We start from the raw sequence: 26,055 nt of genomic DNA, 5'->3' as shown, positions 1-26,055 counted from the left end.
ACCAAAAAAACAACAATTAACCCTTATGAAAACAAGAATTGTACTACTGACTTTTCTCTTAACCACATACGTTGCGCATTCGCAGGCCAAAAAATGGACCCTGAAGGCCTGTATAGATTATGCCCTGAAACACAATATAAATGTCAGGCAAACCGAACTCGATGCCAAAGATGCAGGTATCGATAAGTCCGACGCAATAGGTAAATTCCTGCCGACGGTAAATGTAGGGATGTCTCATTCGTGGAATATTGGTTTGAACCAGAATATCACCACCGGTCTGCTGGAAAACCAGACTACGCAGTTTACCTCGGCACAAGGGGCGTTGCGTTTAGACCTGTTTAAAGGGTTGCAAAATGTAAATACATTGCGCAGGGCTAACCTAAGCATACTTGCCAACCGGTACAAACTGGCGGATATGAAAGACGATATTTCCCTTTCCGTGGCCAATGGTTACCTGCAGGTGCTCTTCAGCAGGGAAAACCTCGAAGTAGCCCGGTCACAGTATGCCGTAACCGATCAGGACCTTAAAAAAACCAAAGAACTGGTAGAATCCGGAGTAGTACCGAAAGGAGATCTTCTGGAAATAGAAGCCACAGCGGCTACCCAGGAGCAGCAAATAGTAAATGCCGAAAACGAATTGCGATTGTCTAAAATTGCCCTGGCCCAGTTGCTGATGATCGATGACTATGAAAATTTCGATGTGGCCGACGAAGACTTTATGCTTCCCGAATCGGATATACTCGATAACTCTCCCAGGAAGATTTACGACAAGGCCCTGACTTTTCGTAACGATATCAAGTTCTCCGAAACCAGTGTGGAGCTGGCCAGGAAAGACCTGGATATAGCCAAGGGAGCTTTACTGCCTACTCTGTCTGCATTCTACGGTTACGATACCAGGATATCCTATCAGGACAGGGTTGTGAATACCGGAGAATTTGAACTGGTGCCTATCGGTGTTGTACCTTCCACAGAAGAACAGGTCCTTACTGCTCAACCGATTAGTGCCATTCGTGGCTCACTGCCTTTTTTCCGGCAATGGACACAAAATGACGGTCATTCTTATGGCATTCAGTTGAATATTCCCGTTCTCAACGGTTTTTCAGCCAGGAACGGTGTAAAGAGGAGTGAAGTGAACTTTGAGAGGACCAAAAATCAACTGGAACAGGACAAACTGGACCTGGATAATGCCGTACACCAGGCGTGGAACGATACCCGTGCCTCTTACAAAAGTTACGAAGCTGCCGGAAAGGCACTGGAAGCGAGACAGGAAGCCTATAACTACGCCAGGGAACGTTTTAACGTGGGACTGATGAACAGTTTCGATTTTGCCCAGGCCCAGTCCAGGGTAGATAATGCGGAAGCGGAATTTGTGAGAACCAAGTACGACTATATATTTAAACTGAAAGTCCTGGAATTCTATTTCGGAATTCCTCTCGATGAACTGTAGGATTTTGGATTTACGATTGCAGACTTTAGATTTGCACAAAAATCGTAAATCTGAAATTAGTAGTGATGCGTTAATTTTTAGTTCATCATTGTAAAGTACTAATATAACTGGCCCTAAGTATGTTTTTTGTTTTTTTGATTTAAATTTGCCTTTGTGAACTTCGTGTAAACCTTTGTGGTTAAATATCAACCACAAAGGGTTCTAGGTATGCACAAAGAACACAAAACGGACTTGTTATCAAAATTTGATGCATCAGTACTAATCTGAAATCGTAAACTACAGTGGCTGTTATTTTAAATATCGAAACCTCTACGACAAATTGTTCCGTTTGTCTGGCCAAAGACGGTGAGTCACTGGTCATAAAAGAACAGGACGACGTTAATTATTCCCATTCCGAAAACCTTCATGTTTTTATCCGGGATGTCATGGAACGGGCTTCTATGTCTCTTTCGGAAATAGATGCCATCGCCGTGAGTATGGGGCCGGGTTCCTATACGGGTTTACGTATAGGGGTGTCTACGGCCAAAGGCCTGTCTTATTCCCTCGATAAACCTCTGATAGCAATACCTACTTTACAGGTGCTGGCTTCCGTATATACCATAGAGAGCGGTGTTGTATTGCCTTTGCTGGATGCCAGGCGTATGGAAGTATATTCGGCGGTGTATGATAAAGACCATCAACCTGTCCGGGAAACAAGGGCGGAAATAATAACAGAGGAATCTTTCGGAGAGTGGCTGGAAAACGGGAGGGTTTACTTTACAGGAAACGGTGCGGAAAAATGTAAGGGAGTTATTTCACACGCCAATGCGGTATTCCCGGAAAAAACAGAAGTTCCGTCGGCCTCGGGAATGACCTTACTGGCAGAAAAAAAGTTCAAAACAGGCGGGTTTGAAAATGTCGCCTATTTTGAACCTTATTATTTAAAAGACTTTGTAGTTACAAAAAAGAAGAAGTGATCCCTCAGGCCTTTGCTTCTCCGTTGTGATTGTATATGTGAATATCTCTTTGCGGGAACGGAATACCGACACCTTCTTTATCAAATGCTTTTTTCACATTCTCCTGCATATAAAAGTGAACATTCCAGTAGTCTTCCGTCTTACACCATGGACGTACGGCAAAATTCACGGAACTGTCTGCTAATTCCGAAATAAGGATATCTACCGGCTTTTCATGATCTATATAAGGACATTCGTCCGCTACTCTTTTAATGACTTCACGGGCCTTGTCAATATCATCAGGGTAACCGATACCAAATGTCATAGGTACTTTCCGGACAGGGTTGGCTGTGAGATTTTCCAGAGGGCCGCTGGTAATGGCGCCGTTGGGTATGATAATGACCCTGTTATCCAGGGTAGTGAGAATAGTGGTGAAAATCTGGATTTCTTTTACAGTTCCCGAATATCCCTGCGTAACGATAAAGTCCCCTACGCGGAATGGTTTGAAGAAAAGTATGAGAATACCTGCGGCCATGTGGCTCAGATTGCCCTGCAATGCCATTCCTACCGCGAAGGCCAGCGCCCCGAATATGGCTACGAATGAAGTGACCTCAAGGCCAAACATACTTGCCGCACTTAGCAATACCAGTGCTTTGACCAGGATAAGCACCATAGAAGTAAGGAAGGGTGTTAAGGACGGATCGGCATTTCTTTTTTCCAGTTGCCTGCGAACATAATTGGCAAGCACCCTGGCAAGCCAGAAACCGATAATGAGTGTTACAATGGCCCCCAGTACTTTTGGTGCATAGGTGACGATCATAGTGAGAGTTTCGTTAAAATATTCTTCCATAGTATAATGTATTTAAGGGTTTTGTTTCCATTTGTTGTGTTGGGGATTTGTATTATTCCGGAAAACGCTGCTTTCTGTTTCGTACTTCAGAGGTTGTTTTGTAATTGGGGTAAGACATCACTAACCTTGTCAACAGGGAGTTTACAGGAAAAATCTACACAAACATAAATAAGAGTTTTGTTATCTACAAATCTGTTTTGCAGTAATACCAACTCCGAATCTCCTTTAGCTCCCGTAACCAGTTTGTTAGGGAAATAGTGCCGGTTTAATTCCCCGGCCTTTTTTACGGCATCTTCTCCGGATATGGCCACTTCATAAAAACTTTCTGTATGATGAAGCATTAACTTTAGCCAGTTTGCATGGAACGAAGGATATTCTTCCGCACTTGGCGCCATATTCCGGAGCATTTGTTTCGCAGTTTCGGCATAGCGCTGTTCGTTAAAGTGGCGGGAGAGGATAAAAAGGTTTTCTGCCATAATAGAATTGGAAGCGGGGATTACGTTATCCGATTTTTCGATACTTCGGGTGATAAGCGGGACATCTTTGTCCGAGGTAAAGAAAAACATGCCGCTCTTCGTATCGTAAAAATGATTGAACGTATAATCGGCTAGTTTTTTGGCGGAAAGGAGCCAGTGTTCATCGAGAGTGGCTTCATGCAGTGTCAGCAGGGCGCTTATCAGGGTGGCATAATCTTCGAGATAGGCATTGATACTGCTTTTTCCATCCTTGTAGTTGCGGTTCAGGCCTCCGTCCGTCCTCCATTGTTTACCGGTGAGAAAACGGGCATTGGCAAGTGCCGCTTCCAGAAACAAAGGTTCTCCGAATATTTTGTAAGCATCCGTATACCCCTTCAGCATTAAAGCATTCCAGGAAGTCAGTATCTTGTCATCCCGTTTCGGCCGGGGCCTTTGGTCTCTCTTTTCCGAAAGCAGGGTTTTCCAGGAAGCGATCTTCTCAGTCAGTTCTGCTTCGGTAAGTCCGTGTTTTTCGGCTATATCACTATCCTTTTTACTGCGGATCAGGACGTGATTTTCTCCTTCCCATACACCATAACTATTAATGTTATAATAATCCCGGAACAACGGATAATCCGTGGGGAGCAGTTTTTGCAGTTCCGGTTTTGTCCAGATATAAAAAGCACCCTCCTCATCTTCGCCTTTTTCATTGGTACTGTCTGCATCGAGAGAAGAGTAGAACGCACCTTCCTTGTCCGTCAGTTCCCGGCGGACAAAATCAAGGGTTTCGTAGACCACGTTTTTATATAGGTCCTTCCCGGTAACCGCATAGGCATTGGCATATACACTTACCAGTTGTCCGTTGTCGTACAGCATTTTTTCGAAATGGGGAACGTGCCACCTGGCATCTACGGAATAGCGGGAAAAACCACCGCCTATGTGGTCGTATACCCCACCGTAAACTATTTTGGTGAGGGTGAGATCGAGATATTCTTCAATTTCTTTATCCGCGGTATTAAAGATATAATGTTGCAGAAAAGACAAATTTACGGGCATCATGAATTTAGGGGCACGGTCGGGTCCGCCATTTACGTGGTCAAAATTATTTTTCCAGCGGTTTACGGCATTTCGTATCTGTAAAGAAGTAAAAGGTATTCCATCTGTTTGCGGAATAACCGTTTCCAGGTTTTGGAGCCCTTTCTCCATGTTGTCCGCGTATTCCCGGAGTTTTTCCGGTTGTTCTTCAAAGAGTTTCCGGATCTGTTGCAGTGCGGCGGTCCAGCGGTCTTTCGGAAAATATGTACCGCCCCATACCGGTCTGCCATCGGGGAGCGTAATCACATTGAGGGGCCAGCCGCCCTGCCCGGTCATAAGCTGTATGGCATTCATATATACCTGGTCTACATCCGGCCTTTCTTCCCGGTCTACTTTTATACTTATATAGCCGGCATTCATTATCGCAGCTACGCCCGGATTTTCAAAGCTTTCCTTTTCCATAACATGGCACCAGTGGCATGCAGCATAACCTATGCTGATGATCAGTAACTTGTTTTCCCGTACCGCTTTGTCAAGGATTTCCGGTTTCCACGGTTTCCAGTTTACGGGATTGTGCGCGTGTTGCAATAAATATGGGCTGGTTTCCCGGATAAGGTCATTAGTATCGTGTGGCATTTTCTCTTTATTTTGAACTGAGGTAAAAGCGGCATACCGGTGCAAACTCTCCTGTGTTATGGCACTTTACCATTCAAAAATATAACAAAAAAGCGTCTCAAAGATTTGAAACGCCCATAACAACTCAAACACTGGTGATTAAGTTAATATTTCATGTACAGTAGGGGAAAAGCGGTATACGGGGCTTTTAATCTACCTCAAAAGTAATTTTTACATTGACCCGGTAGTCCGTTATCTTGTCACCACTTACCATGGCACTTTGATCCTGTACATACACGGATTTTATGTTCTTCAGGGTCTTGGATGCTTGTTTTACTGCTTTTTGTGTGGCGTCTTCCCAACTTTCCGGAGAATTTGCCAGTAATTCGATTACCTTTAAAATTGCCATAATATTCGATTTTTTATAAATGCTTAATAGTCATAAATATACGGAATTATAGCGCATTATTAAAATAAATTTGCTTAAATTGTAGATTAAGAAACCGTTATAAACATCCGCATAATGTTTTGGTAACATTAAATTAACCTTGTATTAATTAAGTTGGCAGACTTTTGCGTCTGTAAAGATTACGTATGGAACAGGTGTATATGGTAATGCTGATAGCCTTAGCGTTGTTGGCAATAACAGATTTGGTTGTCGGGGTCAGTAATGATGCGGTTAATTTTTTAAATTCGGCAATAGGCTCCAAGGCGGTTCCGCTTCGAACCATTATGATTGTAGCCAGTGCGGGGATTGCCTGTGGGGCGTTGTTTTCGAGCGGTATGATGGAAATTGCCCGTAGTGGTATCTTTATCCCCGGAATGTTTACGTTTAACGAGGTCATGATTATTTTCATGGCGGTGATGATAGCAGACATCCTCTTATTGGATGTGTTCAATTCCATCGGTCTGCCTACCTCTACTACGGTATCTATTGTATTTGAACTTCTCGGTGCCGCGGTGTGCCTGGCTATCTATAAGATTCTCGTACAGGATGGCGACATGGCTACGCTGGGAGAATATATCAATACAGCCAAGGCCACGCAGATCGTAGTCAGTATCCTGCTTTCCGTAGCGCTGTCTTTTACAGTCGGAGGTTTGGTACAATATATCTCCCGGTTGGTATTTACGTTTCAGTTTGAAAAAAAGGTAAAATATATAGGAGGTATTTTCGGTGGATTAGCTATTACGGCCATTACGTTTTTTATGCTTATCAAAGGGCTGAAAGGTGTGTCCTTTATTCCTGTGGAAGTAACTTCCTGGATAAAAGATCACCAGTTAATCATTATAGGAGGGAGCCTGATCTTCTGGACGGTACTTTCCCAGATATTGATGACTGCGCTGAAGGTAAATATACTCCGGATGATCATAATCATTGGTACGTTTGCCCTGGCCATGGCTTTTGCCGGGAACGACCTGGTAAACTTTATCGGTGTGCCGATCGCCGCATATCAATCTTATGGTTTTTATGTCAATTCCGGTATGCCTGCCGACACTTACCTGATGGGAGAACTGGCAAGCGGAGAGATTGTAGCGCCGTTCTACTTTCTGTTATTTGCCGGTATAGTAATGGTAATTACCCTATGGACTTCCAAAAAGGCCCGTGACGTTATTGCTACCGGGGTGGACCTTTCCAGGCAGGGGGACGGTGCGGAGAAATTCTCCCCGAATGCCCTTTCCCGTTTTATTGTGAGGACTTCCTTATATGCGGGGATAGGGATTAATTATTTTCTGCCTAAATCCGTTCAGTTAAAGATAGACAAGCAGTTCGAGCAGCCGGAAGTAAGGCGTAAGAAAAAAGATGCCCCTGCCTTTGATATGGTCAGGGCGTCCGTAAACCTTATGGTAGCAAGTATACTGATCTCTATTGGTACTTCCCTCAAACTGCCGCTTTCTACCACGTATGTTACTTTTATGGTGGCTATGGGGACCTCTTTTGCCGATCGTGCCTGGGACAGGGAGAGCGCGGTGTACCGTGTAGCAGGAGTGTTTAATGTTATCGGGGGCTGGTTCCTCACCGCTATAGTGGCCTTTCTTTCGGCAGCTGTAATTGCGTATTTGTTGAGTATAGGAGGTATTGTGGCCTTTGTAGGGTTGCTTATCGTTGTTGCCGTTCTTCTGTATCGCAGTTCCAGAATACATGCTAAAAGAGCCAGAGAAGAAGAAGAAAAACGAAAGCTCCGTACCGAAGATATCATAACCATACACGAAATCGTGAATGACAGTTCGCATCATATATCCAAGGTCATAGGAAAAACCAATAAGCTGTACAGCGAAGTGGTGGATAACCTCGGACTACAGGAACTGAAAAAACTGAAAAAGAACAAAAAAACCCTGAAAAAACTCGAAGATGAGGTAGATGAACTGAAAGGAGAGCTGTTTTACTTTATCAAATCCCTCGATGAGTCTTCTATCGAAGCGAGTAAGTTCTATATCCTGATGCTGGACAACCTGCAGGATATGGTGCAATCTATCGGTTATATTGTGAAAAACAGCTATTCGCACGTTAATAACAATCACAAAAATCTTAAATTCAACCAGATAAGGGACCTGAAAGGAATAGATAATGACCTGCAGGTGCTGTTTGATAAGATTAAATATACCTTTGATAAGGAAACTTTTGGAGATATAGATAATATACTGGAGGAAAAACAGGAATTGTTCGACCGTGTATCCAATCTCATTCAAAAACAAATAGATCGTATACGTACTACGGAAACCAGCCCGAAGAATACGAAACTTTATTTCGGTCTGCTGCTGGAAACCAAAGATCTGATAACCGCCAGCATGAACCTTCTGGAGCTTTTCCGGGACTTTTACCAGGAATATAAGGAAGTAAAAGAGAAAGCGTTTCCTGTTTTGTAGACAGGCAGGTTATCTGTCAAAAAACAAATCCCGGATTTCAGGACCTTTTCAGGAAATGAAATCCGGGATTTTTTATGAAAACAGGATAGACTGAACTATCCGTTAATGGCAACTACTTCATTGACTTTACCGTGCATCATTTCTTTCAGCATGGCTTCAATGCCGTTTTTCAGGGTGAACGTCGAAGACGGACAACCGCTGCACGCTCCCTGTAATATCAATTTAACGACTTTACTATCCTCATCGTAAGATTCGAAAAGGATGTTACCCCCGTCACTGGCCACAGCCGGTTTTACATATTCTTCGATAATATTGATGATCTGCCTGGAGGTCTCGTCGAGGTTTTCGGCATATTGTGTGTCGGCAACAGTATTTTTGTTGGTCTTTTGCTCTTTGATGTCTTCCGATACCGTTGGTTTGCCTTCTTCAAGGTAAACGCGGATATATTCCCGGAGTTCCATAGTGATGTCGTTCCACTCCGCAATATCGTATTTGGTTATGGAAATGTAATTCTCATCCATAAAAACCTCTTTTACGAAAGGAAAATGAAACAGCGCCTGTGCCAGGGGAGCATCCTTGGCATCGTCTATATTTTTGAATTCGAAAGTAGAGATCACCAGTCTTTTATTGGCGACGAATTTCATTACAGCCGGATTGGGAGTACTTTCCGCGTAAACGGTGTAAGGAAGTTTTTTGCCGCCTTCATCTACCTTAATCACGGGCTGTCCGCTGTTCAGGTAACGCTCTATCTGCTCCGCAACCTCATTTTGTACTTCTTCCCATTCCACAATGTTATACCGCTCTATTGCTACAAAATTTCCGGAAATAAAAACGGTTTTTACAAACGGCAGATAAAACAACTGTTGTGCTAACGGGGAGTTCTTTGCCTCATCTATATTCTTGTATTCGTAACTTTTACGTTCTGTGAGAAACCTGTCCGCTTCAAACTTCAGGATAGCCGGGTTATTGGTGGGGTTTACTTTTATAGTGATCTTTTCCATGAGAGTCAAATTTTTATGCAAAGTTACATATAAGATATGAGAAATGTATGTTAAAGTGATTTGACGAAAGATTCCGGGGAGAGGAGTTTTAGTGTCTGCTCCTTTGGTATGTAGATTTGTATGATGTGTCCTGATCCTTACTACATGAAGTTCCTTCGTGTAGATGATATGGAACATCTTCATGTAAGTGATATAAAGCTAAATTAAAGGATGGGTGAAGGTATCTAAAGGACGGTTGGATTTCCTTTACCCGGTAAGGTATTTGGCAATCCCTGCTTAAGGTTCCGGCACTCCCGGATTTCCCCGACTTTATTTCGTAATTTTGAGTTTTAAAACTATAAAAATGATCCTGAAAAAAGTCAACGGAAAAGAGCCCCGTATGGGAGAAGATTGTTTTATTGCGGACAACGCGGTGATCGCGGGAGATGTCCGGATGGGCGATCAGTGCAGTGTGTGGTTTAATGCGGTTATACGCGGGGATGTGCATTATATAAAGTTGGGGAATAAGGTAAATGTACAGGACGGGGCGGTAATTCATGCTACATACCAAAAATCCCCCACCAATATAGGAAACAATGTTTCCATAGGGCACAATGCTATTGTACACGGATGTACGGTACACGACAATGTACTCATAGGTATGGGGAGTATCGTTATGGACGACTGTGTAGTGGAAAGTAACAGTATTATTGCGGCCGGCGCGGTAGTCACACAAAATACACGGGTGGAAGCCGGCAGTATTTATGCGGGGGTCCCCGCGAAGAAAGTAAAAGACATCAGCGAGGAACTCATTTCAGGTGAAATAGACCGTATTGCCAATAATTATGTGAAGTATTCCGGCTGGTTTAAGGAAGAAGAACAGAAGCCGTAAACATGTAAAAGGACCCGGTTTGTCCGTATAAATGCTTCCGCATCGTTTTTACAATATCCGGTGTGTTCGGGAGATGCCAATAAACATTTTACTATTTTTGCCCCAAACAAATACGATTTTTTTATGAACGCATACATATTCCCCGGTCAGGGGGCGCAATTTTCCGGAATGGGAACCGACCTGTATGAGAAGTCGGAAACAGCCCGGGAACTTTTTGAAAAAGCCAATGAAATTCTGGGATTTTCCATTACCGATATCATGTTTAAGGGATCGGATGAGGACCTGAAACAGACCAGGGTTACCCAGCCTGCGGTTTTTCTGCACTCGGTTGTCCTGAGCAAGACCCTTGGAGAGTCTTTTAAACCCGATATGGTGGCAGGACATTCCCTCGGAGAATTGTCTGCCCTGGTGGCTAACGGTACCCTGGATTTTGAAGACGGATTAAAACTTGTATTCCAGAGAGCTATGGCCATGCAGAAAGCCTGTGAATTACAGCCAAGTACCATGGCTGCCGTACTCGGACTGGAAGATGCAGTGGTAGAAAAGATATGTGAAGAGACCGAAGGGATAGTAGTTGCTGCAAATTATAACTGTCCCGGACAATTGGTGATCTCCGGAGAAGTGGAAGCAGTTAACAGAGCCTGTGAAGCCCTCAAAGAAGCCGGCGCCAGAAGGGCTTTGGTATTGCCGGTCGGAGGGGCTTTTCATTCTCCCCTGATGGAACCTGCCCGGGAAGAACTGGCCGCAGCCATAGAACAGACAAAATTTCATAAACCGGGATGTCCCATTTATCAGAATGTGACCACTACGGCAATAACGGATGCCGAAGAGATAAAAAAGAACCTCATGGTTCAGCTTACCGCCCCGGTAAAATGGACACAGAGTATACAGAACATGATAGCCGGGGGTGCGACCCTGTTTACGGAAGTAGGACCGGGGAAAGTGCTGCAGGGACTGGTAAAAAAAATAGACAGGAACGCAGAAGTTACCTCGGCGTAATAGCTGTACATCCGGATAAGGAAAAATACCCGGTCATCCCGGACAGAACCGAAGTCTCCTTCAGTGGGTTCATTCCCGGTTCTGTCCGGGATGACAGTTTTTAATACTTCCGGTATTGTCATTCAGGGAGGTTTTTTCCTTCGGGATAGATACCTGTAGTTTGTTTACAGGAGATTTTACAGATTTTTTTTTGTTAATTGCCTATTGCATAATAGAGGCGTCTTTAATATCTTGCATCTGTATTTTTATTTTTTGACTTGGTATTTTATTTGTTAAACCTTATCTTTTAAATTTTAGGTATTATGTCATTTAAAGCTATTTTAAGCGTTGGCGGCAAGAAGGTAAATATCTTAAGCGTCAATTATGACCTGGCACAGGAAGTGGATGCAACAGGTCGCCCTTCATCGGTGACACGCGGCGGAAGGATCAACCTTATCGTAGAGTCTACCGGAGAGTCTTTCTTCTTTGAGTGGATGACCAATAATTTCGAGCGTAAAAACGGAACGATTACGTACATTAAACGCGACACGGAAGCCAAACTGAAAGAGGTGAATTTTGTCGAAGGATATCTCGTGAAATACAGGGAAAACTTCGATGCTGTAGGTTATAACCCGTTGACGGAGACCTTTACCATTTCCTGCCGGGAATTGTCCTGCGGTGGCGGAGCTCATATCAACGAATGGGTATAATTCAGGTTCGTATTACAAAAACAATATAAAGGAGTGCTTAAGCGCTCCTTTTTTACATACTGCTGCCCGGAACAACTGGAACCTGGAACCCAAACCTGAAACCTGAAACCTGGAACCTGGAACCCAAACCTGAAACCTGGAATCTGGAACCTGAAACCCGAAACAGTCTATAACATTGATTTTCAGACATTTTTCTGCACCACCTCAAAAACTTTGCTGCCGTCACATTTCAAGGTTTTGGAAGGGAATTTGAGCAACAGGGCATAATCGTGTGTGGCCATGAGAATGGTACGGCCGTTGCGGTTTATTTCCTGAAGAACTTTCATAACTTCCACACTGGTCTGCGGGTCCAGGTTTCCGGTAGGTTCATCGGCAAGGATTAATTCCGGGTCGTTAAGCAGTGCACGGGCAATGGCTACACGTTGCTGTTCCCCGCCCGACAGCTGATGCGGAAACTTAAAGCCTTTGGTTTTCATGCCTACGCGACCCAGTACCTCTTCTATTTTGGCTGCCATTTCTTCCTTGTCCTTCCACCCGGTAGCCTTCAGTACGAAGAGAAGGTTGTCGTTTACCGTGCGGTCCGGTAGCAGGTTAAAATCCTGGAATACAATACCGAGTTTACGTCGCAGAAACGGAATATCCTTTTCCTTAAGGGCTCTCAGGTCAAAATCCGTAACCATACCCGAACCCTGGGTAAGCGGAAGGTCGCCATAGAGCGTTTTCATAAAGCTGCTCTTACCGCTTCCGGTCTTTCCTATAAGGTAGACAAATTCCCCCTTGTTAACGGCCAGGTTTATTTCACTGAGCACCAGGTTTTCTCTTTGATAGATGGCAACATCTCTTAGTTCTACGATGGTATTCGACATATTTTGGGTTTTACGGAGGTAAAAATAATAAAAGTTAAGGGTCGGGGTTCAAGGTGTATCGTTAAATTCATGGGAATAAGTATCAAAAGTAAAAAAAATCCTTGCTTTTACCACCTTGTTTCTAAGCTTTAATCTGTGTGCAAATAACGTTTTTATAATTCCGTAAGAATGGAACTGTAAAGGAAATCTTAATTTGCTACCGGTTAATCTCATTGTGGATAATTATAAATGAAAAGCTGCGTTATAGGTTGTATATTCGGTTATCTTTGAGTGACGAAAAAAAATCATTTATGCATTACAGAAAGGTTATCCCGCTTTTTGCGAGTTGTTGTTTTACGATGATGGCAATGGCGCAAATGTCTGAAGTATATACCTATAACGACAAGGATTATGAAAAAGCGCTGGAGTTGTATAACAGCAAACAGTACCGCGCTGCCCAGCTTGCATTTGAGAAAGTAAAAATGCGGACAAAGGATGAGGAAGTGGAAGCAAACAGCGCTTACTATGTCGCCGGAAGCGCTATTCGGCTGGAGCAGTTGGGAGCGGATAAACTGATGGAGAATTTTGTACGGAACTATCCGACTTCCACCAAACGAAACACGGCCTATATCGATGCCGGCGATTATTATTTTTCCAACGGAAAATACCCGCAGGCACTGAAATGGTACAGCAAAGCCGAAGACCAGGGAATGAGCGCCAAAGAACGCGATGCCTTTAATTTTAAAAAGGGATATGCCCTGTTTACGGTAAAGCGCCACAGCGATGCCAAAACCTATCTGAACCGGGTGGCAACTTCGGAAGAGTACGGGCCCAGGGCCAAGTATTACCTCGGGTATATGGCATATGAAGGAGATGATTATAATGAAGCCAATCAGTACTTCGAGCAGGTTACGGGTGAGAAAGAACTCAGTAAAAACCTGTCTTACTACCAGGCGGATATGAATTTTAAAGCCGGGAAGTTCGAGGAGGCTATCCGGCTGGCCAAGGAGCAATTGTCCAAATCAGATCCGAAAGAAGTCTCCGAGCTCAACAAGATCATAGGTGAAAGTTATTTCAACCTTAAACAATATGAAGCTGCGGTACCTTATCTGAAAGCGTATAAGGGCAAGCAGGGGAGGTGGAATAACACGGATTTCTACCAGCTCGGTTATGCTTATTACAAACAGGGCGATTACGAAAACGCCATAAACCAGTTCAATAAAATCGTCGGAGGAAACGATTTCGTAGCGCAGAATGCCTATTACCACCTGGCGGAATGCTATCTGAAAACAGATAAAAAACAACAGGCCCTTAACGCGTTCCGCAATGCCTCACAAATGGATTTTGACGAAAGAATACAGGAGGATGCGCTCCTCAATTACGCCAGGTTGAGTTATGATATAGGCAACCCTTACCAAAGTGTTCCGGAAGTATTGTTGTCTTTTATAGAGAAATATCCCGATTCCGGATACAAGCAGGAGATCGAAGGCTTGCTGGTAGATTCTTATGTCACCTCAAAAGACTACGATGCCGCTTTACAGGTACTGCAAAAGAACAATTCGTACAGTAATAAGGAAACATACCAGAAAGTAGCTTTTTACCGTGGTGTGGAATTGTTCCGCGATGGAAAATATGAAGAGGCCGGGGAGTATTTCGACAAGTCCGCCAAAGAACCGCAGGACCGGAACTACCTGGCAAGGGCAATTTACTGGCGGGGGGAAACCGCGTATTTATCCAATAAGTACGATCAGGCAATTGTAGATTTTAAGGACTTTATCAATAGCCCTGCCGCACCCGTAACTCCCGAATACGACCGGGTGAATTACCAGTTGGGATATACTTATTTTAAGCAGAAGAATTACGATCAGGCCATTATCTATATGGAAAGATACCTGAACGATAATACCGGGCAGGACCGGGAAAGGGTAAACGATGCCTGGTTGCGTTTGGGAGACAGCTATTTTGTAACCGGAAAATACTGGCCGGCTATGGAAGCTTACAATAAGGCCATAGCCATGAAAGAAGCACATACCGATTACGCGCATTTCCAAAAGGCGATAAGCTATGGTTTTGTGGACCGTACGCCGACAAAGATCGAAGAACTCGATAAGTTTATAAAAAATTATCCCGATTCCGATCTGAGGGACGATGCCATGTATGAGCTGGGGAATACTTACGTTTCGCAAAACCAGGTGTCTGCCGGGGTGGAAATATACAACCGCCTGGTAAAAGAATATTCGCTAAGTCCTTATGTGCCGAAAAGTATGCTTCGGGAGGGACTCGTATATTACAACGCTGAAGAAAATGACAAAGCCCTGGAAAAATTCCGCAGCGTTGTTAATTATTATCCCAATACGCCGGAAGCCCTGCAGGCCGTATCTACGGCAAAGCTTATTTATGTGGACATGGGCCGGGTAGATGAATATGCCAATTGGGTAAAAGGACTCGATTTTGTAGAAGTAACCGATGCCGAACTGGACAATGCTACTTTCGAATCCGCGGAAAAACAATATGCGCAGAACAATACTGCGGAAGCCATTAAAGGATTTGAGACTTATCTGGCCAAATTCCCAAAAGGATTGCATGCCCTTGAAGCAAATTTCTATACTGCACAATCTTATTTCCTGAAAGGGGAAAAATCCAGGGCGGTACCTTACTATGAAAAGGTAACGGAGCAGGGAAGGAACGAATTTACAGAGCAGAGCTTAACCCGTCTCGGGCAGATTTTCCTGGATGAAGATAACTACAAAAAGGCTGTCCCCGTTTTAAAACAACTGGAAGAAGTTTCCGGATCGTCGCAAAACCTGACTTTTGCCCGCTCCAACCTGATGAAAGCCAATTACGAACTAAAAAATTATCCCGAAGCTATCCGTTACGCACAGGAGGTGCTCCGTAATGAAAATACGGATAACAGGATAAAAAGCGATGCCCATACTATGATAGCCCGCGCCGCTATAGAAACAGGGGATGAGGCTACGGCAAAAAAAGCGTATGCCGAGGTCGGAAAAATAGCTACCGGTTCCCTGGCTGCCGAAGCCCTTTACTACGATGCCTACTTTAAAAACAAAGAGGGCGCTTATGAAGCCTCCAATAAAAGCGTACAAAAACTGGCCAGCGATTATTCCGGGTATAAGGAATTCGGAGCTAAAGGGTTAGTGCTGATGGCAAAGAACTTCTACGCTATGGACGATGCATTCCAGGCTACTTATATACTGGAAAGTGTTATCAGTAATTTCGAAGATTACCCGGATGTAGTCCTCGAAGCCCGTAATGAACTGTCGCGTATAAAGGGAGAAGAGGCTAAACGGAACTCTTCCGTAAACCCGAATAATAATTAAAATTCCATACCTGTATAATGTATCATATATATAATAATACCGGGAAATCGGTGTATTGTACCGAAGGGGTAAAAAGCAATACCCGAAGATCAAATACGAAAAACCGGCAACCGGAAATACCGGGAATGAAGCGCTTGTGGTTGCTGACAGTTGTATTTATTTCCCTTTCGCCGGGTTTTGCCCAGGAAAAAGAGAACATAGGTACGGAGACAGTAGATGTGGTAAGGCCTTACAAGGCAAATATTTCCGACGCGTTTAAAGTGCGTGAGGTTCCGGCCCTGGACGATTCCACGTTGTTAAAGAAAAAGGAAATAGATTACAGCATTTTTTCCGTTCCCGTAGCATCCACATTCGTCCCTGCCAAAGGAAAAGTCTCCGGGATAGAAAAGAAGAAACAGGATATGTTGTATAACACCTATGTTTCCCTGGGGCTGGGAAATTACAGTACCGCTCTGCTCGATTTTTATACCAGCAGGGAGATCAGTAAAGATCAATCTTTCGACATCGGGCTCAACCACCACTCCGCACAGGGGCAACTGAACGAAACGGAACTGGACACCAAGTTTTTTGACACCCAACTGGAAGCGGCATACAGAAATGCAGGCCGTTTTTACCGCTGGGGGGTGAGCGGTAACTTCCGGCACCAGATATACAACTGGTACGGCTTGCCGGAACAGGCCGGTTTTGACCAGAGCGTGATAGATGGTATAGATGAAAGGCAAACCTATTATACAGCTTCGGTGGGAGGAAACCTGGAAGCCATAGACGAATCTGTATTCACCGGAGGAGAACTTACTTTAAGACGTTTCTGGGATGCCCATGACTCCGGGGAAAACAGGGCGATACTAAACCCTTCGTTTCAATTCCCCGTGGGAGAGGAGCTGATTACAGCACATGTCTTCGCCGATTATGTAGGAGGGGAATTCAAGCGTGGATATTTTACCGATGAAAAATGGAAATACAGCAACCTGCTTTTGGGAGTAAATCCCAACCTGGTAATAGATGGTGAAGACTTTAGCATTAGCCTTGGAGCTTCTGTTTTCTACGGTATGGATATCGAGAATGATGACAACGACTTTTATATCTATCCGCAGGTAAGAGCATCCTATCGTCTCGTAGAGGAATTTGTAACCCTCTACGGAGGTGTGGTAGGCGGCCTGGACCAGAATTCTTATTACGATTTTGCTCAGGAGAATTTTTTCGTATCCCCTACGTTGGGTATCACTCCAACAGACAGGCAATACGATGCCTATGTGGGAATGAAAGGGAAGCTGTCTTCCAATATAGGATATAATATAAAAGGGTCTTACCGGGCGGAAAATAACAAACCGTTGTTCCGTGCCAACCAGGTAAATGTTGCGGGTAATGAAAACCAGGGGTATGTTTACGGGAATTCCTTCGGGGTGGTATATGACGATGTAACCACATATTCCGCTTTCGGAGAGATCCATGCGGATATAGACCGTAATCTTACTCTCGGTGTCAATGCCGAAATATCCGGTTATGATACGGACAATGAACAGGAGGCGTGGAACCTTCCCATAGTACAGGGATCTTTCTTCGGGGATTACCAGATCGGGGAACATTGGTTTGCCGGGGCCAACATATTTTTTGTAGGTAAGCGAAAAGACCTGTATGTGCCGGAATCCTTAGTGACCACAGAATCGCAAGTAGTGGATCTGGACAGTTACTTTGATGTTAACGTCCGCCTGGGATACCGCTTTAACGATCAGTTGTCGGTTTTTGCCAAGGCCAATAACATAGCAAACAATCAATATACAAGGTGGATGAACTTCCAGGTTCAGGGATTCCAGATACTGGGAGGAGTAACGTATAAATTCGATATGTAATCCACGGATACATAACTGAAAAGAGGCGCTCAAAGGCGTCTCTTTTCAGTTATGTATCTCTGTTTTGTTGGTATTGTCGTAATCTTGCTTATACTCTTTTAGGATTGTGGCTGCCCGATCCTTTGAATTGCCGGGGAGTACCTGCGGTATGCTTCTCCCGTCAGTACTCGGGCCAGGTGTTCGGAGATGGCGCCATTTGCGAGCCGGTCGAGCCAGAGGTATTCTCCTGCCGCATTGATCTCCAGGAAGTAATATTCGTCCTGCGGGGTAACTATGATATCTATGGCTCCGTAATTAACCTCGTAAACATCCATTAACCGAAGCAGCTTTTCCCTGATATCTTCCGGCAGTGCATAAGGTTCCCACTGGCTGAGAAGCGTGTTCCCTTCCCGACGCCAATCAATCTTTGCATTTTCCAGTTTCGCGGAATCTATGGCATAGGTGAACACAGCATTTCCCACTATGGTCACTCGTAATTCCCTGGCTTTTTCCAGTTTTTCCTGGAATTGCATGGGGCAGTACTGCAGGGTATCTATGGCGTCCAGGTCTTTTTCGGATACTACATTGGTAAACACCACATGCTCTTTGCCCTCCCTGTATATCGCAAAAGAACTTTGCATTTTAACAATGGTCCCCTGTGGATGCGACCGTACAAAATCGCGTGCTTCTTCCGGGTTGTTGGTGATACAGGTATCCGGTATACGGAGTCCCAGGGAAGAAGCTATTTTCATTTGTTCTTCCTTGCTGTCCAGCCTTCGGTACTTACTGAACCTGTCTATCTGAAAACAGGGCATACTTTCCAGCATCCCGAAAAGGGTCCGCCGTATTTCCTTCTGTGCGCTGGTAAGGTAGGTGCCTTCCAGTATGTTTTGTAATCCGGCAGCGAGGTTATGACTTCGCCGGTACCACACGGCTGTTATATCGTGAAGGGACTCACGGTTTTCGTCGACATCCAGGAAAACCTGCCAGGCGCTGTTTTCGAAACGGCTGCTGAGACGATATTTTAACGGGTATTCATCTACATTAAAGCGGATGACCTGTGCCCCCGACTCTTTTAAAAAACCGGAGACCGCAGCTATAGAGGCATTGTCTTTGGAATGGGTGATAATCAGTATTTTCTGCATAAGTTGTAATTTGGGGTTCGAGGGTTTATATTCGTGCAATTAGTTTTTCTGCTATGGTCTCTCCTATGGGATACCCGAGATCGCGTTGCAGCATACCCCATTCTCCCTGGGGATTCACTTCCAGAAAGATGTAGCGTCCGTCTGTATGGCGTATTATATCCAGGGCTCCGAAGAACAGGCCTGTTTCCCGCATCATTGCGGTGAGGGAGTCCTGTATGTCATCCGGCAGCGTATAAGGTTCCCACACAATGTTTTTATCGGTAGCGATCCTCCAGTCTGTTTTGCCACGTACCGAATCCCCGGCATCAATCTTCCCGGTAAAAAAGGTTCCGTCCACGTAGATAATACGGAGTTCATATGCTTTCGGGATCATTTCCTGGAAGATCATGGGGCAGAGCGGAAGTGCATCCAGTCGCTCCAGGTCTTTTTCCGCAATGGAAGTGGTCGGAAAAAAAGGGGCATCTCCACGCATACTTCTGGACAGGGAGCCATGCAGTTTAGCAATCATTTTCTTATTGCAATCCTTGTGGAAAAACGATGTTGCCTTTTCCGGATCGTTTGTAAACAGGCTTTTTGGTATTTCCAGCCCGTTCCGGGAAGCTGATTGTAACTGCTCAAGCTTATTTTTACTCACTTCGTGGTCTGTATGCATAGGGTTCATCCAGGGGAGGTGGCGGAGCGATTCGAAAAAAATGTTCCGCATGGTGGCGTACTCCTGGATGTATATTTGGTGGTATTCCGGTGCCAGATCCCGGGGAGGGTGAATAGCCCAGAGTTTCCGGTACCAGACCGCTTCGATGTCTTTGACAGAAAAACCGCAGTCCCCGACCGACCAGAAGAGGTCCTTCCGGTTATTGTTGCAGGTATAACCGAATCGCGATTGGTGGGAGAAAAGATCTGTGTCCATCCGGAAAGTTTCTTTACCGAGAGCTTCACATTTTTTCCGGACAATATCTATGGTATAATGGTCTTGGCTATGGGTAAGAAGTAAAATCATCGGGGCTGATGTTTCATGGTTCAGAACAGGTTATTAAAAGACAATAGCCCCGAAAGGCTATTGTCGTGTCACAGAGATAAATCTCGTTGTTCTACATGATATCTCCTTCTTCGTCGTCATCCGAAGGAAACTTCTGGGTCACATCGCCTCCGCCATCCTGGTCCAGGACAGGCTTGGTGATGGTAGATGTAGTACCGCTTCCATCCTCTTCCTGGTCGGAAGGGAATTTAAGGGTAGCACCGCCCTGTACACTTTCTTGTTCCTCTCCGGATACCTGATGCTCCAGGAAATTTGCGAAAAATGGCTTTTTCAGGCTCTTGTTTTCTTTTTTCATGATAGAAAAATTAATTTGGGGTTAATACTTATTTTAATATTTAAATGATGTCTAAAATAGGGAAAGGTTGCAAAAAACGTAGTATTAATATGTTAAATTTTTTGTAGTGGCAATCCTATAGTATTAAAACTGGTGTTTTGTCAATTAAGATCAACACTATTTTCATATAGTTCCAGTGGAAGTCCGTCCGGATCCGCAAAGAATGTAAACCTTTTACCGGTAAGAGGGTCTTTACGGATGTCTTCTGCCGTAATTCCGTTTTCGTGCAACATTTCCAGTTCCCTATCCAGGTTTTCTACCTCAAAAGCAAGATGGCGCAGTCCCGTGGCTTCCGGACGGGAAACACGGGGCGGAGGATCGGGAAAAGAGAATAGCTCAATACTATAGTTCCCCCGGAGGGCAAGATCCAGTTTATAAGATTTTCTTTCCTCTCTGTAGGTTTCTTTCAGGATGGTAAAGCCCAGTACTTCGGTATAAAAAGCTTTTGACCTTTCATAATCGGAGCAAATAATGGCTATATGATGTATTTTATTTAAACGGAGCATGGGGAAGGTTTAATTTTTTCCGATCCATTTGCTTGCCGTAGGAGCCGTATAACGGTCCATTTTATCCAGGAGATCGTCTATATGTTCACTTACGAGCAGCATGTTCCGGTTCACTTCTTTTAGCAATCCCCGCGAGGTCATGGTATCCAGTAATTGTACCAGTCCGTCATAGAAACCTTCTGTATTGAGCAGGCCTACAGGTTTTCGGTGCAATTGTAACTGTGCATTGGTAAGGGCTTCAAAAAGTTCATCCAGGGTGCCGTACCCTCCGGGCAGGGCTATAATACCATCGGCCATTTCTTCTATTTTTATTTTTCGTTGCGACATGGTTTCTACCAATAGAAGTTCCGTAAGCCTTTCATGGGCGATCTCTTTATTTCGCAGAAAGTCAGGCAATACACCTGTTACTTTTCCGCCTTCGTTCAGGGCGCCGTCCGCTATAGCACCCATAAGGCCTACGTGAGCCCCGCCGTAAACGAGTTCTATATTTCGTTGCGCCAGGGTTTTGCCCAATAGAAAGGCCTGTTCTTTATAAACCGGGTCGTTTCCGTCGTTGGAACCGCAGTAAACCGTAATTCTTTTCATTTTTCCGTAGAATATAAGAGTTAATCGTGTTTTATTATTGCCTGTGCAGGACAGCTTTTAAAAAGTTATTTTCATCAGCCAGTCCGTTTGTTTGTCCTTTCCTATGACAAACGGGTGTTCGCCGAATTTCACAAAACCGTTTTTCTCGTAAAACGCAATGGCTCTGGTGTTTTTATCCCAGACTCCCAGCCACATATAAGAGGCGTTTTGTTCCCTGCTCACGTCTATGGCTTTCCGGATGAGGTCGTTTCCGAGTTTTTTCCCCTGGACCGACCGGAGCAGGTAAATGCGTTCCAGTTCCATAGATCCGGGATCATTTATATCGGTTTGTGCCCCTGCGAGGTTGAGTTTAAAATACCCTACCGGTTCCCCGCGGTCATAGGCCAGGTAAAAAAAGGAAAGGCCGCTTTGCAGTTCTTCTTGTACCAGTTCGCGGGCAAAAGCTTTCTCCATATACGATTTAAAGTCTTCCGGATCGTTTTGGGAGGCATAGGTCTCCGTAAAGGTCACTTTAGATAATTCCAGCAGGACATCCATGTGGGCCGTAGTGCATTGTTTGAATGAAAGAGGCATGATACATTATTTTTGGGTTTAGTACATGATAAAAATTAATTTCGTCATACGGGTATGTCTGTGGTCAAGTGTACGGGTTATCAGTATCCATCCACATACCCGAACACCCGAATACCAAAGGTCAATATGCGTTTGCCTTGTGGTAATACATACGATGTTAATTGAAATAAAAAAATGTCATGTACTGAAATTTTTGGATTTTTAAAATACGTAATTCTTGGGAAAACAAACAAACTTTGCCGTGCAATTATTTATTACGGAAATCCGGCGATTCCGTAACGGGGATACTTCTTTTTAATTGCAGCTTTTTTATATCTTTGGAGCCGTGATGAAACCTGTGGTAAGAATTAAGCAACCGATTTACACCGAGATGGAACTTTTCGAGAAAAAGTTCTACGAAGCTATGTCTTCCAAGGTTTCCCTTCTCAATCGCATTACCTATTATATCGTAAACCGTAAAGGGAAGCAGATGCGCCCCATGTTTGTCTTTCTCGTAGCCAAAATGGTTTCAGGGGGGGAGGTAAACGAACGAACGTACCGGGGGGCCTCCGTTATAGAACTCATTCACACCGCCACCCTGGTGCATGACGATGTGGTGGACGACAGTAACCGCCGTCGTGGCTTTTTCTCCCTCAATGCCTTGTGGAAAAATAAAATTGCCGTCCTGGTGGGAGATTATCTTCTCTCCAAAGGATTACTGTTATCCATAGATAATGACGATTTTGATTTGCTCAAGATCATTTCCGTAGCGGTAAGAGAGATGAGTGAAGGAGAGTTATTGCAGATCGAAAAAGCAAGACGGCTGGATATTACCGAAGAGATATATTACGAGATCATCCGGCAGAAGACCGCAACGCTGATAGCTGCCTGCTGTGCACTCGGGGCCTGTTCCGTAAAGCCTGCTTCGGAAGAAATAGAGAAAATGCGGAAGTTCGGGGAACTTATCGGTATGGCATTCCAGATTAAGGATGACCTTTTCGATTACGGAGAAGACCGTATCGGTAAACCTACCGGAATAGATATCAAAGAACAAAAAATGACCCTCCCTCTTATTTATACGCTCAATAATTGTTCGGAAAAGGATAAGCGATGGCTGATAAACTCCGTGAAGAACCACAACAAAAATGCTGCCCGTGTAAAGGAAGTCATTGCCTTTGTAAAACAAAACGGGGGCCTGGAATACGCCGAGCAAAAGATGAAAGAGTTTCAGCAGGAGGCCTTACAATTGCTGGACATCTACCCGGAATCCGAATACAAAAGTTCTTTGGAACTTATGGTAAACTACGTTATAGACCGGAAGAAATAATATCCGGAACAATCTGAATACGAATTATTTCCCGGGAGAAGAAAGGGTGTGCAGCCTTTACAAGACGGCTGTTTTTCTATACTTTTCAGAAAAAATATCAAAAAAACCACATGTCCGGGCAACCTTTAAAACGCTTTTTTCGTCTATGTAAATAGAAACACCAATGAAAAAGCAACTCTTGAAGATCATACCCCTTTATAAGGATGAAACCAAACTGGTGAAAAAGGCTTCCGAAAACAACCGGGAAGCCCAGCACGAACTTTATAAGAAGTATGCTTCGAAGATGCTGAGTGTTTGCAGGTATTACATCAAAGACGAACAGTTTGCCGAAGATGTGATGATAACCGGTTTTTTCAAGGTTTTCACATATATCGGTACATTCCGGAAGGAGGGAAGTTTTGAAGGCTGGGTACGGCGGATCATGGTCCGGGAGTGCATATCCTTCCTGCGAAAAGAACAGTCCCTTTCTTTCCTGGAAGAAGAGGGTGCCCCCGCGATCAAAGAATGCGGGGCTCCGGGGTATACGGAAATGGATACGGAAGACATCCAGTTACTCATAGACGGCTTGCCGGACGGATATAAAACCGTGTTCCTGATGTATGCCGTGGAGGGATATTCCCATAAGGAAATAGCCGCAACACTGCGTATTTCGGAGAGTACTTCCAAATCGCAGTTGTTCAAAGCGCGAAAAATGCTACAGGAAAAGATAAAGGAATTAAAAAAAAGGGAGAATGGGACACGATAATACCGATAAACATATAAAACGGAAACTCGAAGAAAGGCGTCTGGAACCTTCGGCAGATGCCTGGAATAAATTGGAAGAAAAACTGGAAAAGACTTCCTCTCCCCGCCGGGCAGGGAACAGTACACTTTACTGGATTGCCGCGTCTGTTATGGTGATGTTATCCGTAGGAATATGGATTTCACAGGACAATAATGTGCAACAACACATTCCGGTGGTTACCGATGTAGGTGGGGAAAAAGAAAGTCCGGAGGAGGAGAAAGTAGTTGTAGTGTCGGTTACGGAAGAAAAAGACGAAATACCCGTGGAAGAACAAAAACCGACTGAAAATTCGGATAAAAAAGAAAATCACCGGTTGAATTCCCCGGAGAGAAAAGCAATTCCGTTTCCGGAAGATAAAGGGAGAGAGGACGCATTGGTATCACACGAAGAAGAACGGGCAACCGGATTTGAAGATAAGAAAGTAGAAGAAGTAGTTTCCAGGATTATGGAAATACACGAAAAGAGGCAGGTTACCGATGAAGAGATAGAGAGTTTACTCGCCGAAGCCCAGAGAGAAATAGATTCGCAGCGTATTATTATAAAACAGACCGGTACCGTAGATGCCATGGCCCTCCTGGAAGAGGTGGAAACGGAACTGGACAAATCGTTCCGGGATAAGGTTTTCGAAGCCCTCAAGGAAGGATTTGTAAAAGTAAAAACAGCGGTGGCCAACCGTAACGAGTAGTTCATTCATCAATCAAAATTCATTCATCATGTTACGTATTATCAGCTATATCACTTATGTGATCCTGTTATTTATTGCCCAGAATTTATGCGCCCAGACGGAGCAGGAGAAAGACAGCTCGGATATCCGCATACAGGAAAGGGTATTGCAAGCCATTGACACAGAAAAAGAAAGAGTGGTAAAGGAGGAAAAAACCAGGTTAAAGAAAGAAGTGGAACTTATCCGGCAACTGGAGAGCGAAGGTGAGATTACGAAGGAAGAAGCGCAGGACAGAAAAGAGAAAGAAGCGAGGAGAACAGCCCTGAATATAGAAAATAAACTCGCTGTTCTTGAAAATAAGAGGGCATTAGTAGAACGCGGCGAAGAAAAGGGCTGGGAATACCTTCGGGCGGCTACCCTGGGCATTGGCATAGGAAATGACTATGACGGAAACGGAAGCAGGCTTATCGGGCTACAGTTTGAAAACCGGAGAAAAGATAAAAAGTATGACCGGAGGACGTATTCGGATATTGTCATGGCTTTCGGGTTCAACAATGCGCTGATCGAGGGTGAATCCCTTAACGACAGCCCTTATAAAATAGGTGGAAGCCGCTTTTTTGAACTCGGCTGGCAGTGGAAAACGCGGGTCCTGAAAAACAGCAATGCCGTTAGGGTAAGTTACGGTTTGTCTTTTCAGTCTAACGGACTGAAGCCTAAAGACAACCAGTATTTTGAAAAGGAAGGCGAGATCACTACCCTGAAAACCTATCCTTACGATCTTAAAAAGTCCAAATTCCGCCAGGATAACCTTGTGGTCCCCGTTTTTTTCGAATTCGGTCCCTCCAGGCGGACGGAGCACGAGGAATATTTCCGCTATTCCACCCGAAGAAAATTTAATGTGGGTATCGGTGGATATGCCGGGGTAAACCTCACTTCTCGGCAGAAGTTAAAATATACAAGGGAAGGCAGCACCAGCAGGGAAAAGATCAAAGACGATTACAACACGAATAATTTCGTATACGGACTTGCGGCATATGCGGGTATCGGGGGCTGTTCGCTGTATCTCAAATACGATCTGAACCCTGTTTTTAAGAGTCCGAACGTCAAACAGAACAACATTTCACTGGGGCTTCGTTTTGAATTATAGAAATAGAAGGTGGGTATTAACAAAGCAAATACCTCTTAAAAATTCAAATTGTTTTTTTGTTTTGGAGTGGGGGGATAGGAAAATAAAGAGAATATCTTCAAAACTAAAAAACTCCGAACGCATCAACTCTCCAACTCTTTAATATTCCTTATTTTTGATTCCCGTTTTGCGCGGGAATCTTTAATTTTATAAAAAAGGCTC

General features: G+C 44.3%; 23 protein-coding genes. 12 read left to right on the top strand and 11 right to left on the bottom strand.

All coding sequences use genetic code 11. From position 1 onward, the window contains the following. Positions 1-25 precede the first annotated feature (25 nt). The gene (locus tag ACVBDU_RS07590) at positions 26-1,447 is read left to right on the top strand and encodes a TolC family protein (protein ID WP_447179161.1); all 1,422 of its coding nucleotides are present in this window, start codon (positions 26-28) and stop codon (positions 1,445-1,447) included. 281 nt (positions 1,448-1,728) lie between these two features. Then, positions 1,729-2,403 carry a tRNA (adenosine(37)-N6)-threonylcarbamoyltransferase complex dimerization subunit type 1 TsaB gene (gene tsaB, locus ACVBDU_RS07585; protein WP_447179160.1) on the top strand — a complete coding sequence of 225 codons (675 nt, stop codon included), beginning with the start codon at positions 1,729-1,731 and terminating at the stop codon, positions 2,401-2,403. 4 nt (positions 2,404-2,407) lie between these two features. Here the strand turns inward: tsaB and ACVBDU_RS07580 are convergent, their stop codons facing one another. The 3 genes from ACVBDU_RS07580 to ACVBDU_RS07570 all read right to left on the bottom strand — a co-directional run bounded on the left by ACVBDU_RS07580 (position 2,408) and on the right by ACVBDU_RS07570 (position 5,746). After that, the gene (locus tag ACVBDU_RS07580) at positions 2,408-3,232 is read right to left on the bottom strand and encodes a mechanosensitive ion channel family protein (protein WP_447179159.1); all 825 of its coding nucleotides are present in this window, start codon (positions 3,230-3,232) and stop codon (positions 2,408-2,410) included. Between the two features lie 86 nt (positions 3,233-3,318). Further along, the gene (locus ACVBDU_RS07575) at positions 3,319-5,358 is read right to left on the bottom strand and encodes a thioredoxin domain-containing protein (protein ID WP_447179158.1); all 2,040 of its coding nucleotides are present in this window, start codon (positions 5,356-5,358) and stop codon (positions 3,319-3,321) included. Between the two features lie 187 nt (positions 5,359-5,545). Further along, positions 5,546-5,746, bottom strand: a complete 201-nt coding sequence (locus tag ACVBDU_RS07570) for a dodecin family protein (RefSeq protein ID WP_447174766.1) — start codon at positions 5,744-5,746, stop codon at positions 5,546-5,548. Positions 5,747-5,931: 185 nt separating this feature from the next. Between ACVBDU_RS07570 and ACVBDU_RS07565 the strand changes: the two genes are divergently transcribed. Beyond that, a complete protein-coding gene (locus ACVBDU_RS07565) occupies positions 5,932-8,202 on the top strand; it encodes an inorganic phosphate transporter (protein WP_447179157.1) in 2,271 nt (756 codons plus the stop codon). A 95-nt stretch (positions 8,203-8,297) separates the two neighbouring features. Here the strand turns inward: ACVBDU_RS07565 and ACVBDU_RS07560 are convergent, their stop codons facing one another. Beyond that, entirely contained in the window at positions 8,298-9,203 is a 906-nt protein-coding gene (locus ACVBDU_RS07560; protein ID WP_447179156.1) for a NifU family protein, read from the bottom strand. A 343-nt stretch (positions 9,204-9,546) separates the two neighbouring features. Here ACVBDU_RS07560 and ACVBDU_RS07555 point away from each other — a divergent pair, with 343 nt between their 5' ends. From ACVBDU_RS07555 to tssD, 3 genes are all read left to right on the top strand, one after another. Continuing rightward, positions 9,547-10,074, top strand: coding sequence for a gamma carbonic anhydrase family protein (locus tag ACVBDU_RS07555; protein ID WP_447179155.1), 528 nt, complete (start codon positions 9,547-9,549; stop codon positions 10,072-10,074). A gap of 123 nt (positions 10,075-10,197) precedes the next feature. Then, positions 10,198-11,073, top strand: a complete 876-nt coding sequence (gene fabD, locus ACVBDU_RS07550) for an ACP S-malonyltransferase (RefSeq protein ID WP_447179154.1) — start codon at positions 10,198-10,200, stop codon at positions 11,071-11,073. A 302-nt stretch (positions 11,074-11,375) separates the two neighbouring features. Next, positions 11,376-11,762, top strand: coding sequence for a type VI secretion system tube protein TssD (tssD, locus tag ACVBDU_RS07545; RefSeq protein ID WP_447174761.1), 387 nt, complete (start codon positions 11,376-11,378; stop codon positions 11,760-11,762). 182 nt (positions 11,763-11,944) lie between these two features. Here the strand turns inward: tssD and ACVBDU_RS07540 are convergent, their stop codons facing one another. Next, positions 11,945-12,628, bottom strand: a complete 684-nt coding sequence (locus ACVBDU_RS07540; protein ID WP_447179153.1) for a cell division ATP-binding protein FtsE — start codon at positions 12,626-12,628, stop codon at positions 11,945-11,947. A gap of 290 nt (positions 12,629-12,918) precedes the next feature. On the opposite strand from ACVBDU_RS07540, the gene ACVBDU_RS07535 reads away from it, so the two are divergent. Then, complete coding sequence (locus tag ACVBDU_RS07535; protein WP_447179152.1) at positions 12,919-15,945, top strand: tetratricopeptide repeat protein; 3,027 nt, start codon at positions 12,919-12,921, stop codon at positions 15,943-15,945. A gap of 17 nt (positions 15,946-15,962) precedes the next feature. Beyond that, positions 15,963-17,795 carry a TonB-dependent receptor gene (locus ACVBDU_RS07530; protein ID WP_447179151.1) on the top strand — a complete coding sequence of 611 codons (1,833 nt, stop codon included), beginning with the start codon at positions 15,963-15,965 and terminating at the stop codon, positions 17,793-17,795. A gap of 98 nt (positions 17,796-17,893) precedes the next feature. Here ACVBDU_RS07530 and ACVBDU_RS07525 read toward each other — a convergent pair whose 3' ends face one another. From ACVBDU_RS07525 to ACVBDU_RS07500, 6 genes are all read right to left on the bottom strand, one after another. Next, positions 17,894-18,919, bottom strand: a complete 1,026-nt coding sequence (locus ACVBDU_RS07525; RefSeq protein WP_447179150.1) for an MvdC/MvdD family ATP grasp protein — start codon at positions 18,917-18,919, stop codon at positions 17,894-17,896. A 25-nt stretch (positions 18,920-18,944) separates the two neighbouring features. Next, complete coding sequence (locus tag ACVBDU_RS07520) at positions 18,945-19,916, bottom strand: MvdC/MvdD family ATP grasp protein (RefSeq protein ID WP_447179149.1); 972 nt, start codon at positions 19,914-19,916, stop codon at positions 18,945-18,947. Positions 19,917-20,007: 91 nt separating this feature from the next. After that, positions 20,008-20,250, bottom strand: a complete 243-nt coding sequence (locus ACVBDU_RS07515) for a microviridin/marinostatin family tricyclic proteinase inhibitor (protein ID WP_447179148.1) — start codon at positions 20,248-20,250, stop codon at positions 20,008-20,010. Positions 20,251-20,390: 140 nt separating this feature from the next. Further along, entirely contained in the window at positions 20,391-20,795 is a 405-nt protein-coding gene (gene gloA2, locus ACVBDU_RS07510; protein ID WP_447179147.1) for an SMU1112c/YaeR family gloxylase I-like metalloprotein, read from the bottom strand. A gap of 9 nt (positions 20,796-20,804) precedes the next feature. Continuing rightward, the gene (locus ACVBDU_RS07505; protein ID WP_447179146.1) at positions 20,805-21,380 is read right to left on the bottom strand and encodes an LOG family protein; all 576 of its coding nucleotides are present in this window, start codon (positions 21,378-21,380) and stop codon (positions 20,805-20,807) included. A gap of 57 nt (positions 21,381-21,437) precedes the next feature. Further along, positions 21,438-21,953, bottom strand: a complete 516-nt coding sequence (locus ACVBDU_RS07500; RefSeq protein ID WP_447179145.1) for a GNAT family N-acetyltransferase — start codon at positions 21,951-21,953, stop codon at positions 21,438-21,440. Between the two features lie 328 nt (positions 21,954-22,281). On the opposite strand from ACVBDU_RS07500, the gene ACVBDU_RS07495 reads away from it, so the two are divergent. The 4 genes from ACVBDU_RS07495 (at position 22,282) to ACVBDU_RS07480 (ending at position 25,854) form a co-directional block, all read left to right on the top strand. Continuing rightward, positions 22,282-23,259: a polyprenyl synthetase family protein gene (locus tag ACVBDU_RS07495; RefSeq protein WP_447179276.1), complete on the top strand. Its 978-nt coding sequence runs from the start codon at positions 22,282-22,284 to the stop codon at positions 23,257-23,259. A gap of 163 nt (positions 23,260-23,422) precedes the next feature. Beyond that, positions 23,423-24,004 carry an RNA polymerase sigma factor gene (locus ACVBDU_RS07490; RefSeq protein WP_447179144.1) on the top strand — a complete coding sequence of 194 codons (582 nt, stop codon included), beginning with the start codon at positions 23,423-23,425 and terminating at the stop codon, positions 24,002-24,004. Continuing rightward, a complete protein-coding gene (locus tag ACVBDU_RS07485) occupies positions 23,991-24,728 on the top strand; it encodes a hypothetical protein (protein ID WP_447179143.1) in 738 nt (245 codons plus the stop codon). Before ACVBDU_RS07490 ends, ACVBDU_RS07485 begins: the two co-directional genes overlap by 14 nt. A 28-nt stretch (positions 24,729-24,756) precedes the next feature. Further along, the gene (locus ACVBDU_RS07480; protein WP_447179142.1) at positions 24,757-25,854 is read left to right on the top strand and encodes a porin family protein; all 1,098 of its coding nucleotides are present in this window, start codon (positions 24,757-24,759) and stop codon (positions 25,852-25,854) included. The last annotated feature ends 201 nt before the right edge of the window (positions 25,855-26,055 follow it).

The organism is Sinomicrobium endophyticum, from assembly GCF_052983315.1.
Note: the sequence above shows the minus strand (reverse complement) of the source record. Positions and strands in the feature narration are given on the sequence as shown.

What these genes read in the sequence shown, in the direction of transcription:
- ACVBDU_RS07495 (WP_447179276.1), top strand. Translation starts at nt 22,282, where the DNA reads ATGAAACCTGTGGTAAGAATTAAGCAACCGATTTACACCGAGATGGAA.
- ACVBDU_RS07590 (WP_447179161.1), top strand. Translation starts at nt 26, where the DNA reads ATGAAAACAAGAATTGTACTACTGACTTTTCTCTTAACCACATACGTT.
- ACVBDU_RS07565 (WP_447179157.1), top strand. Translation starts at nt 5,932, where the DNA reads ATGGAACAGGTGTATATGGTAATGCTGATAGCCTTAGCGTTGTTGGCA.
- ACVBDU_RS07535 (WP_447179152.1), top strand. Translation starts at nt 12,919, where the DNA reads ATGCATTACAGAAAGGTTATCCCGCTTTTTGCGAGTTGTTGTTTTACG.
- ACVBDU_RS07580 (WP_447179159.1), bottom strand. Translation starts at nt 3,232, where the DNA reads ATGGAAGAATATTTTAACGAAACTCTCACTATGATCGTCACCTATGCA.
- gloA2 (WP_447179147.1), bottom strand. Translation starts at nt 20,795, where the DNA reads ATGCTCCGTTTAAATAAAATACATCATATAGCCATTATTTGCTCCGAT.
- ACVBDU_RS07530 (WP_447179151.1), top strand. Translation starts at nt 15,963, where the DNA reads ATGTATCATATATATAATAATACCGGGAAATCGGTGTATTGTACCGAA.
- fabD (WP_447179154.1), top strand. Translation starts at nt 10,198, where the DNA reads ATGAACGCATACATATTCCCCGGTCAGGGGGCGCAATTTTCCGGAATG.
- ACVBDU_RS07480 (WP_447179142.1), top strand. Translation starts at nt 24,757, where the DNA reads ATGTTACGTATTATCAGCTATATCACTTATGTGATCCTGTTATTTATT.
- ACVBDU_RS07575 (WP_447179158.1), bottom strand. Translation starts at nt 5,358, where the DNA reads ATGCCACACGATACTAATGACCTTATCCGGGAAACCAGCCCATATTTA.
- ACVBDU_RS07490 (WP_447179144.1), top strand. Translation starts at nt 23,423, where the DNA reads ATGAAAAAGCAACTCTTGAAGATCATACCCCTTTATAAGGATGAAACC.
- ACVBDU_RS07555 (WP_447179155.1), top strand. Translation starts at nt 9,547, where the DNA reads ATGATCCTGAAAAAAGTCAACGGAAAAGAGCCCCGTATGGGAGAAGAT.
- ACVBDU_RS07505 (WP_447179146.1), bottom strand. Translation starts at nt 21,380, where the DNA reads ATGAAAAGAATTACGGTTTACTGCGGTTCCAACGACGGAAACGACCCG.
- tssD (WP_447174761.1), top strand. Translation starts at nt 11,376, where the DNA reads ATGTCATTTAAAGCTATTTTAAGCGTTGGCGGCAAGAAGGTAAATATC.
- ACVBDU_RS07570 (WP_447174766.1), bottom strand. Translation starts at nt 5,746, where the DNA reads ATGGCAATTTTAAAGGTAATCGAATTACTGGCAAATTCTCCGGAAAGT.
- ACVBDU_RS07520 (WP_447179149.1), bottom strand. Translation starts at nt 19,916, where the DNA reads ATGATTTTACTTCTTACCCATAGCCAAGACCATTATACCATAGATATT.
- ACVBDU_RS07515 (WP_447179148.1), bottom strand. Translation starts at nt 20,250, where the DNA reads ATGAAAAAAGAAAACAAGAGCCTGAAAAAGCCATTTTTCGCAAATTTC.
- ACVBDU_RS07560 (WP_447179156.1), bottom strand. Translation starts at nt 9,203, where the DNA reads ATGGAAAAGATCACTATAAAAGTAAACCCCACCAATAACCCGGCTATC.
- ACVBDU_RS07525 (WP_447179150.1), bottom strand. Translation starts at nt 18,919, where the DNA reads ATGCAGAAAATACTGATTATCACCCATTCCAAAGACAATGCCTCTATA.
- ACVBDU_RS07485 (WP_447179143.1), top strand. Translation starts at nt 23,991, where the DNA reads ATGGGACACGATAATACCGATAAACATATAAAACGGAAACTCGAAGAA.
- ACVBDU_RS07540 (WP_447179153.1), bottom strand. Translation starts at nt 12,628, where the DNA reads ATGTCGAATACCATCGTAGAACTAAGAGATGTTGCCATCTATCAAAGA.
- ACVBDU_RS07500 (WP_447179145.1), bottom strand. Translation starts at nt 21,953, where the DNA reads ATGCCTCTTTCATTCAAACAATGCACTACGGCCCACATGGATGTCCTG.